Genomic DNA, 9,529 nt, shown 5'->3' on the forward strand with positions numbered 1-9,529 from the left:
TGCCCCTCATCCGACCCTTCGGGCCACCTTCTCCCCGTGAACGGGGAGAAGGGAAAGGGCGCGCATGATGAACAAGCACTCCGCCCCCAACCTCAAGGCTGAAAAGATCGCCGGCGGCGTTGCCACCGATCAGCGTCACGACTCCGCCCACAAGCACGTCAGCGGCACTGCCGTCTATATCGACGACATGCCGGAACCGGCCGGCACGCTGCATGGCTGCCTCGGGCTTTCCACCGCCACGCATGCCACGATCGCCAGCATGGATCTCTCGGCGGTGCGTACAGCGCCCGGCGTTGTCGACGTGCTGACGGCCAGTGACGTGCCGGGCGAGAACGATATTTCGCCGACTGGCCGTCACGACGAGCCGGTGCTGGCCGACGGCAAGGTGCAATTCTACGGCCAGCCAATCTTCTGCGTCATTGCCGAGACGCGCGAGCAGGCGCGTCGCGCGACGCGACTGGCCAAGGTCGAATACAGGGAATTGCCCTTCGTCACCGACATCGGCGCGCTTGACCCGAAGAAGGACAAGCTCGTCACGCCGCCTCTCACGCTGAAGCGCGGCGATGCCGCTACAGCGATCCGTCAGGCGCCGCGCCGGCTAAAAGGAAAAATGCGCATCGGTGGCCAGGAACACTTCTACCTTGAAGGCCATATCGCCATGGCAGTGCCCGGCGAGGACCAGGACGTCACCATCTATTCCTCGACCCAGCATCCGAGCGAAGTCCAGCATATGGTCAGCCACGCGCTCGGCGTGCCGAGCAACGCCATCACGGTGGAAATCCGCCGCATGGGCGGCGGCTTCGGCGGCAAGGAGACGCAGGGCAACCAGTTTGCCGCATTGGCCGCGATCGCCGCGAAGAAACACCATCGCGCCGTGAAAATCCGGCCCGACCGCGACGACGACATGATCGCCACCGGCAAGCGTCATGATTTCCTCGTCGACTACGAGGTCGGCTTCGATGACGAGGGCAATATCCTCGGCGTCGATTTCATGTTCGCGGCGCGCTGCGGTTTTTCGTCGGACCTTTCCGGCCCGGTGACCGATCGCGCGCTGTTCCACTGCGACAACACCTATTTCTGGCCAGCGGTGCATGCCCAGTCGGCGCCGCTCTACACCAACACCGTGTCGAACACCGCGTTTCGGGGTTTCGGTGGCCCGCAAGGCATGGTCGGCGCCGAGCGCGTCATCGACGAGGTGGCCTTTGCCGTCGGCAAGGATCCACTCGAAATCCGCAAAAAGAATTTCTACGGCACCAGTGGTGATAGCGAGGGGGGCCGCAACATCACGCCCTACCACCAGACGGTCGAGGACAACATCATCCAGCGCATCGTCGCCGAGTTGGAGGAAAGCGCCAGCTATGCGCGGCGGCGGCGTGAGATATCGGCCTTCAACGCCAACAGCCGTTTCATCAAGCGCGGCCTGGCGCTGACACCGGTCAAGTTCGGCATCTCGTTCACCGCCACCCACTACAACCAGGCCGGCGCGCTGGTGCATGTCTACACCGACGGTTCGGTGCATCTGAACCATGGCGGGACCGAGATGGGGCAGGGCCTCTACGTCAAGGTGGCGCAGGTGGTGGCGGAAGAGTTCCAGATCGACCTCGACCAGGTCAAGATCACCGCGACCACGACCGGCAAGGTGCCCAACACTTCCGCCACGGCAGCGTCGTCCGGCTCCGACCTCAACGGCATGGCGGCGCAGAACGGCGCTCGCCAGATCAAGGATCGGTTGACCGATTTCGCCGCCCAAAAATACCAGGTGCCGCGCGATCAGGTGCTGTTCCTGCCCAACCGGGTGCGCATCGGCAACCAGGAAATCGCCTTCGCCGACCTCGTCAAGCAGGCCTATATGGCGCGCATCCAGCTGTCGGCGGCGGGGTTCTACAAGACGCCAAAAATCCACTGGAACCGCGACAAGGGCGAGGGCCGCCCCTTCTATTATTTCGCTTATGGCGCCTCGTGTTCGGAAGTTTCGGTCGACACGCTGACCGGAGAATACATGGTCGAGCGTACCGATATTCTCCATGACTGCGGGCGCTCGCTGAACCGAGCTATAGACATCGGCCAGATCGAGGGCGGCTTCATCCAGGGCATGGGCTGGCTGACGACGGAAGAACTGTGGTGGGACGCCAAGGGCCGGCTGCGCACGCATGCGCCGTCGACCTACAAGATCCCGCTCGCCTCCGATCGGCCGAAGATCTTCAACGTCACCTTGGCCGACTGGCCGGAAGCCGGCGAGCCGACCATCCACCGCTCCAAGGCGGTCGGCGAGCCGCCGTTCCCACTCGGCATGTCGGTGCTGCATGCGCTGTCGGATGCGGTGGCCAGCGTCGCCGACAACAAGGTCTGTCCGCGCCTCGATGCGCCGGCAACGCCGGAGCAGGTGCTGATGGCGATTGAGCGACTGAAGAAAGAGGCCGGCGCCTGAATCCGGCCCAGGGTCGGCAATGCGTGCAATCCGGGCCGAAAAAACCTATATTTCCCGCACGGGAATGCGAACCATGAACTCGAAAGTGCAAAGCCTGAAAGCCTTTCTCGCCAGCGCCGACCGGATTGCCCTGGTCGAAGTGGCTGGCACAAAAGGTTCGACGCCACGCGAGAAGGGCGCATTTATGCTCGTCTCGCGGGCGGCGATCTTTGGCACGATCGGCGGCGGTCAGCTCGAATACATGGCAATCGACAAGGCCAGGCAGATGCTCTTCTCCCCCCTTGAGGGGGAGATGTCGGCGAAGCCGACAGAGGGGGTCCTATCAGAAGGCACCGCCAGGGCGTTGAGCCCGGTCGATCCGACCCCACCCGGCAGCTTCGCCGCCACCCTCCCCTCGAGGGGGAGGGGAACCCGCATCGAGGTTGACAAAGTCTGCGCTACCCTGGACGTCCCGCTAGGCCCGGAAATCGGCCAATGCTGCGGCGGGCGCGTCGAAGTGCTGATCCGGCTCGCCGATGCAGCCCTTGCCGCCGATCTGGTTGCGGCCGCGGAAGCCGAGGAGGCGCACCTGCCGCATGTCTACATCTTCGGCGGCGGCCATGTCGGCCAGGCGCTGGCGTCGACGATCGCACTGCTTCCCGTGCACGGCGTCGTCATCGAGACGCGGGCCGAAGCACTGGAAGGCATGCCGGAAACCGTCGAGACGCGGCTGACAGCTATGCCGGAAGCGATGGTGCGCGACGCTCCGGCTGGCACCGCCTTCGCCATCCTCACCCACGATCATGCGCTGGATTTCCTGATCGTCGCCGAGGCGCTGAAGCGCGGCGACACCGCCTATGTCGGCATGATCGGCTCGAAGACCAAGAAAGCGACGTTCAGGACCTGGTTCCTGAAATCAGCGGCAGGCAGCGAAGCCGAGTTTGCCCGCCTCGTCTCGCCGATCGGCGGCGATACGGTCAAGGACAAGCGCCCGCAGGTCATCGCGGCGCTGGCGGCAGCCGAGATCATGACAGCGCTGGTCAGTCACAACGCACCCTCAAGTGCCGACCATCAAATTCCGCATGGCAGGGTGATGGCAGGCTAGGCTGCGCCGCAGTTAACCGGCTGTTTCAAACCCAGTTGGTCGCGCAATGTGCGGCCCTCGTACTCCTTGCGGAACAGGCCGCGCCGCTGCAGTTCCGGCACGACGAGCGTGGCAAAGGCATCCAGCTCGCCAGGGAAATATGAGGGCATGACGTTGAAGCCGTCAGCCGCACCGCCCTCGAACCGCGCCTGCAACTCGTCGGCGATTTGGGCCGCCGTACCGACGATGCGCCAATGTCCACGCGCGCCGGCGAAATGGCGGGCAAGCTGGCGAATGGAAAGGTTGTCGCGGCGCGATTGCTCGATGACCAGCGCCTGCCGACTTTTCATCCCCTCGCTCTCCGGCAGGTCCGGCAGCGGCCCGTCGATCGGATAGCGCCACAGATCGGAGATGCTGAGATAGCTGGACAGCAGCGCCACACCGACGTCGTCGGGGATCAGCGCCTGTAATTCCTCATATTTTTCACGGGCCTCCGCTTCGGTCTCCGCCACCACTGGCGCGACGCCCGGCATGATCTTGATGTCGTCAGGCTCGCGCCCGTAGGCCGCCAGACGTCCCTTGAGGTCGTCGTAAAAGGCCTTCGCTTCCTCGAAGGTCTGCGCCGCGGTGAACACCACGTCGGCGGTGCGGGCGGCAAGGTCGCGGCCGACATCCGAGGCGCCGGCCTGGACCATGACAGGCGCGCCCTGCGGCGAACGCGGCAGATCGAGCGGGTCGCGAACCGAAAAGCTCTGGCCGTCATGGCCGGAGGCCTTGCCGTGCCACAGGCCGGTTACCACCTCGGCGAATTCACGCGCGCGCTCATAGCGATCGGCATGGGGCTTGAGGCCGGTCGAGCCGAAATTGGCGGCCTCGACGGGGCTGGCCGAGGTGACCAGGTTCCAGCCGGCCCGGCCGCCGCTCAGATGGTCGAGCGACAGGAAGGTTCGCGCCAGGCCATAGGGCTCGTTGTAGCTTGTCGAGGCCGTCGAGACGAGGCCGATGCGGCTGGTCTGGACGGCAAGCGCCGAAAGCAGGCTGATCGGCTCGAAGCCGATCGAGCGCGACGTCTGGCTGGCAATGCCGATATTGGCTTCGCGCAGGCCGGCGGCGTCCTCGCAGAAGATCATGTCGAACTTCGCCGCCTCCGCCGTGCGCGCCAGCTGGATGTAATGATCGATGTCTATGCCGGCGGTGACGTGCACCTTGGGATGGCGCCAGGCCGCGATGTGGTGGCCTGTCGCCCACAGGAAGGCGCCGAGCTTGATCTGGCGAGCGGTCATCGGTCACCTCCGCCGGCAAGCCCGAGATGCGAGCGCAACGTCGTGCCGCGATAGTTCTCTCGAAACAGGCCACGCTGCCTCAGTTCCGGCAAAACCAGATCGACGAAATCGTCGAGCGCTGAAAGCTGTGCCGGCATCAGGATGTTGAACCCGTCGCAGCCTCTCGCCCGGAATTCCTTTTCCAGCCTGTCGGCGAGGGCAGCCAGCTTACTATCGGCGGTAGGCGCGACGTTTGTCAGCACTTTGACAGCGTCCGGATCGCGTCCGCACCCCGTGACACGGCGCCGGATATCGTCGTAGCGTTCTGTCGTGCCGTCCAACGGTCCGTCATCCAGCAGGATGACATCGGCGGTGCGGGCGGCAATATCCAGGTCGGCTTCGCTCAGGTCCGACAAGACGAGCACTGGCGTATCCTGCGGCGAACGGGCGACGTTCAGCGGTCCGCGCACGGAAAAGAACCCGCCCTTGTGGTCGAGCAGATGCATCTTTTCGGGGTCATGGAAGCGGCCGCCGCTCTGGTCGAACAGCAGCGCGTCCGCATCCCAGCCCCGCCACAGACCTTGCACGATGCCGATATATTCCTCACTGCGACGGCGGAAATCGTCAGGCGAAAATCCCTCGGGCCGGCTGAAATTGGCTGCTTCCCGTGGCGCTTGCGTCATGGTTGCGTTCCAGCCACTGCGGCCATGGCCGATAATGTCGAGCGAGGCGAAACGGCGCGCCAGATTGTATGGCTGGTGGGCGACGGTCGATGCCGCGGCGACGAGCCCGATCCTGCTTGTGACAGTCGCCAATGCGGCCAGCAAAGTGGTCGCTTCGAAGGGCATCGGGCTGTTCGCGGCACCGCCGCCGGACGCCGGTGCGGAATCGGCAAGCAGCACCATGTCCAGGCCCGCTGCTTCGGCCTTTTGCACGAAACCAGTCAGGCGGCTGAATCCCGGTTCCGGCGATGGATCGGCGATCCCCGGAAACAGCGAAACGGCAAGATGCATTGTGGCGCCGCTGTCCATCGATAGTGCCTGCGAGACGAAATACCACCCGAACTATGTTCGCCACTTCAGGGGATGGCAACCGGTGGCGCTGGGCCAACCGCCGGTCACGTGGAGGCCAGCATTATTTTCCAGCTAGCAGATCGTTGATCAGTCGCTGGCAGCGCTCGGCCATGAAGTCGAGCAGCAGCCGCACTTTTGGATCCTGCAGCTTCTTGTGCGGATACACGGCGGCGAACTGCACCGGTGTCGGTGGCGTGCTGTTCAGGATCACCTTCAGCCGCCGGTCGCGGATGAACGGCTCGACCTCGAAGCGCGGCTTGTTGATGATGCCGCGGCCTGAAAGCGCCCAGCCGGTCAGCACGTCGCCATCGTCGGTGTCATATGGCCCGTGCACCTCGAATTTCTGCGGGCCTGTGGGGGTCTGCAGCGTCCACACATATTCGCGCGCGCCGGAATAACGCAGCATCAGGCAGTCGTGCTTCTTGCCGATCAGTTCCTGCGGCTCGATCGGTTCGCCGCGCGCCTCGAGATATTTCGGCGCCGCCACCAGCACGCGCTCGCATTCCATGATGCCGCGCATCCTGAGGCTGGAATCCTCGATGATGCCGAGCCGGAAGGCGACGTCGATGCCTTCCTTCATGATGTCGACATTGTGATCCGAAAGCCTCAGCCTCACCTCGATGTCTGGGTATCTGTCGTGAAAATCGGGAATGCCCGAGGCCACCAACCGACGGCCGAGGCCCAAGGGGGCGGTGACGCGGATGGTGCCGCGCGGCTGACCGGAAAGCGCCGAGACCGCGGCTTCCGCTTCGGTGATCGCCTCCAGCACCTGCTTTGCGCCCCCGTAAAAAACCGTGCCATGCTCGGTCGGCATCAATTGCCGCGTCGTGCGGTTGAACAGACGCACGCCCAGGTGCTTCTCCAACTCCTTGATGCGGTTGGAGGCGACCGCCGGCGAAATCCGCATGTCGCGCCCGGCCGCCGACAGATTGCCGAGTTCGACGACGCGAACGAAGACGGCAATGTTGTCGAGATAGGCCATACGGTTTCGTGGCTTTCCTGAGGCCGCCTTCGGGCGGCTCCCATCCTGCTGCGTGTGACTACCCTAGTATTTTCCATATTTTTTTGAAAGTCATCGTGCACCTCGCCTCTTTCCGTTTGCGCTCCAACCCGTAAAGTCGCCCAATCGGCAGGGACGATTTCAATGATGGATTTCGCGATTTTCTGGGACTGGCTGAGTTTTGCCGTGCGCTGGCTGCACGTCATCACCGGCATCGCCTGGATCGGCTCGTCCTTCTACTTCGTCGCGCTCGACCTCGGCCTGCGCCAGCGTCCCGGCATGCCCGTCGGCGCCTTCGGCGAGGAATGGCAGGTGCATGGCGGCGGCTTCTACCACATCCAGAAATATCTCGTGGCACCAGCCGAAATGCCGGAACACCTGACCTGGTTCAAATGGGAATCCTACGCCACCTGGCTGTCCGGCTTCGCCATGCTGTGCGTCGTCTACTACGCCGGAGCCGATCTGTTCCTGATCGATCCCAACGTGCTGCCGATGTCGGTGCCTACAGGCATCCTGCTGTCGCTGGCAACGATCGGCGTCGGCTGGGTGGTCTATGATCTGCTGTGCCGCTCGCCGCTGGGAAAAAGCGATACCGGCCTGATGCTGGTGCTCTATTGCGTGCTGGTGTTCATCGCCTGGGGGCTGACGCACCTGTTCACCGGCCGCGCCGCCTTCCTGCATCTGGGCGCCATCACCGCCACGATCATGTCGGCCAATGTCTTCATGGTTATCATCCCAAACCAGAAGATCGTTGTCGCCGACCTCATCGCCGGCCGCAAGCCCGATCCGAAATATGGCAAGATCGCCAAGCAGCGTTCGCTTCACAACAATTATCTGACGCTGCCGGTGCTGTTCCTGATGCTGTCGAACCACTATCCGCTGGCGTTCGGCACTGAGTTCAACTGGGTCATCGCCTCGCTGGTGTTCATCATCGGCGTGCTGATCCGGCACTATTTCAACTCGATCCATGCCCGCAAGGGCAATCCGACCTGGACCTGGATGGCGGCACTCGTCCTGTTCATTGTCATCATCTGGCTGTCGACCGCGCCGAAGGTGCTGACCGGCGAACCGAAGGAATCGGCGGCGGCGCAGATCTATGTCGCTTCGGCGCATTTCCCGGCCGTACGCGACACCGTGCTCGGCCGCTGCTCGATGTGCCATGCGGCGGAGCCGGTCTATGAGGGCATCTATCATGCACCGAAGGGCGTGATGCTCGACACCGATGCCGACATCGCCAATCACGCCCGAGAGATCTATCTGCAGGCCGGCCGCAGCCACGCCATGCCGCCCGCCAACGTCAGCCAGATCACCGACAAGGAAAGGGCACTGCTGGTGGCCTGGTTCGAAGGCGCAGGGAGATAGCATGAACTCGACACTTCTGCGCGGCCGCACGCTGTCCTTCGTGCGCTGGCCGCAGACCATCGACGATCATTCCGCCTGGCGCTACGAGGAGGATGGCGGCCTGCTGATCCGCGACGGCCGGATCGTCGCTGCGGGCACCTATGCCGATGTTGAAAAGCAGGCCGGCAAGACGGCGAAGAAAATCGACCACCGGCCGCATCTGCTGCTGCCCGGCTTCATCGATGCGCATGTGCATTTTCCGCAGATGCAGGTCATCGCCTCCTATGGGGCAGAACTGCTCGACTGGTTGAAAACCTACACTTTTCCGGAGGAAACGAAGTTCGCCAACGCCCAGCACGGCCGCCGCATCGCGCGGCTGTTCCTCGACGAAATGGTGCGCCATGGCACGACGACGGTTGCCGCCTACTGTTCGGTGCACAAGGCTTCGGCGGAGGCCTTCTTTGCCGAATCGCATGACCGCAATATGCTCAACATCGCCGGCAAGGTGATGATGGATCGCAATGCGCCCGACGGCGTGCTCGACACGCCGCAATCGGGTTACGACGACACGAAGGCGCTGATCAAGGAATGGCACGGCAAGGGACGGCAGCACTACGCCATCACGCCGCGCTTCGCCATCACCTCGTCGCCGGAGCAGATGGAGATGGCGGGCGCGCTGTGTCGGGAATATCCCGACTTGCACATGCAGACGCATCTGTCGGAAAACCTCGCCGAAATCGCCTTCACGCAGCAACTCTATCCGTGGTCGCGTGACTATACCGACGTTTACGAGCACTACGGGCTGTTGGGGAAAAAGAGCCTGTTCGGGCACTGCATCCATCTCTCGGAGCGCGAAGCGAGTGCGCTTTCCGACAGTGGCTCGGTGGCGGTGTTCTGCCCGACCTCCAACCTGTTCCTTGGGTCCGGCCTGTTCGACTATCAGCGCTTTCGTCGCCGCGACAAGCCGCTCCGCATCGCCGCCGCCACCGATGTCGGCGGTGGCACCAACTACTCCATGCTGCGCACCATGGACGAAGGCTACAAGGTGATCGCGCTGAACGGCGAGAAGCTCAACCCGTTCCAGTCCTTCTGGCAGATGACGCGCGGCAATGCCGAGGCGCTGTCGGTGGCGGAAAAGATAGGCACGCTGGATGAAGGCAGCGATGCCGACATCGTCGTGCTGGACGCCAGGGCGACGCCGGCGATGGGGCTTAGGATGGAAACGGTCGAGACGCTGGCGCAGGAACTGTTTCTCCTGCAGACGCTTGGCGACGACCGCACTGTCCGCGAGGTTTATGTGGCGGGGCGCGCAGCCAAGGCGGATATGATCGCGGGGTAAGACCCCTCACCCGGATTGCCAAC

General features: G+C 63.6%; 7 protein-coding genes. 4 read left to right on the forward strand and 3 right to left on the reverse strand.

Annotation, left to right across the window (positions count from 1 at the left end):
• Positions 1–67 precede the first annotated feature (67 nt).
• Together xdhB and xdhC are read left to right on the forward strand one after the other, a co-directional pair.
• The gene (gene xdhB / locus EOB80_RS16160) at positions 68–2,428 is read left to right on the forward strand and encodes a xanthine dehydrogenase molybdopterin binding subunit (protein WP_127328584.1); all 2,361 of its coding nucleotides are present in this window, start codon (positions 68–70) and stop codon (positions 2,426–2,428) included.
• Positions 2,429–2,501: 73 nt separating this feature from the next.
• Positions 2,502–3,512: a xanthine dehydrogenase accessory protein XdhC gene (xdhC, locus tag EOB80_RS16165; protein ID WP_127328585.1), complete on the forward strand. Its 1,011-nt coding sequence runs from the start codon at positions 2,502–2,504 to the stop codon at positions 3,510–3,512.
• On the opposite strand, the gene EOB80_RS16170 is transcribed toward xdhC, so the two are convergent.
• The 3 genes from EOB80_RS16170 to EOB80_RS16180 all read right to left on the reverse strand — a co-directional run bounded on the left by EOB80_RS16170 (position 3,509) and on the right by EOB80_RS16180 (position 6,808).
• On the reverse strand, positions 3,509–4,774 hold the full coding sequence (locus EOB80_RS16170) for an LLM class flavin-dependent oxidoreductase (protein WP_127328586.1): 1,266 nt from the start codon (positions 4,772–4,774) through the stop codon (positions 3,509–3,511). The genes xdhC and EOB80_RS16170 overlap by 4 nt on opposite strands.
• Positions 4,771–5,784: an LLM class flavin-dependent oxidoreductase gene (locus tag EOB80_RS16175; RefSeq protein WP_127328587.1), complete on the reverse strand. Its 1,014-nt coding sequence runs from the start codon at positions 5,782–5,784 to the stop codon at positions 4,771–4,773. The genes EOB80_RS16170 and EOB80_RS16175 overlap by 4 nt, the downstream gene beginning before the upstream one ends.
• A 103-nt stretch (positions 5,785–5,887) precedes the next feature.
• On the reverse strand, positions 5,888–6,808 hold the full coding sequence (locus EOB80_RS16180; protein WP_127328588.1) for a LysR family transcriptional regulator: 921 nt from the start codon (positions 6,806–6,808) through the stop codon (positions 5,888–5,890).
• A gap of 162 nt (positions 6,809–6,970) precedes the next feature.
• On the opposite strand from EOB80_RS16180, the gene EOB80_RS16185 reads away from it, so the two are divergent.
• Both EOB80_RS16185 and guaD read left to right on the forward strand, forming a co-directional pair.
• Positions 6,971–8,188, forward strand: coding sequence for a urate hydroxylase PuuD (locus EOB80_RS16185; RefSeq protein WP_127328589.1), 1,218 nt, complete (start codon positions 6,971–6,973; stop codon positions 8,186–8,188).
• 1 nt (position 8,189) lies between these two features.
• Positions 8,190–9,506: a guanine deaminase gene (gene guaD, locus EOB80_RS16190; protein ID WP_127328590.1), complete on the forward strand. Its 1,317-nt coding sequence runs from the start codon at positions 8,190–8,192 to the stop codon at positions 9,504–9,506.
• Positions 9,507–9,529 lie beyond the last annotated feature (23 nt).

This window comes from Mesorhizobium sp. M7A.F.Ca.MR.245.00.0.0, assembly GCF_003997415.1.
GTDB lineage: Bacteria > Pseudomonadota > Alphaproteobacteria > Rhizobiales > Rhizobiaceae > Mesorhizobium.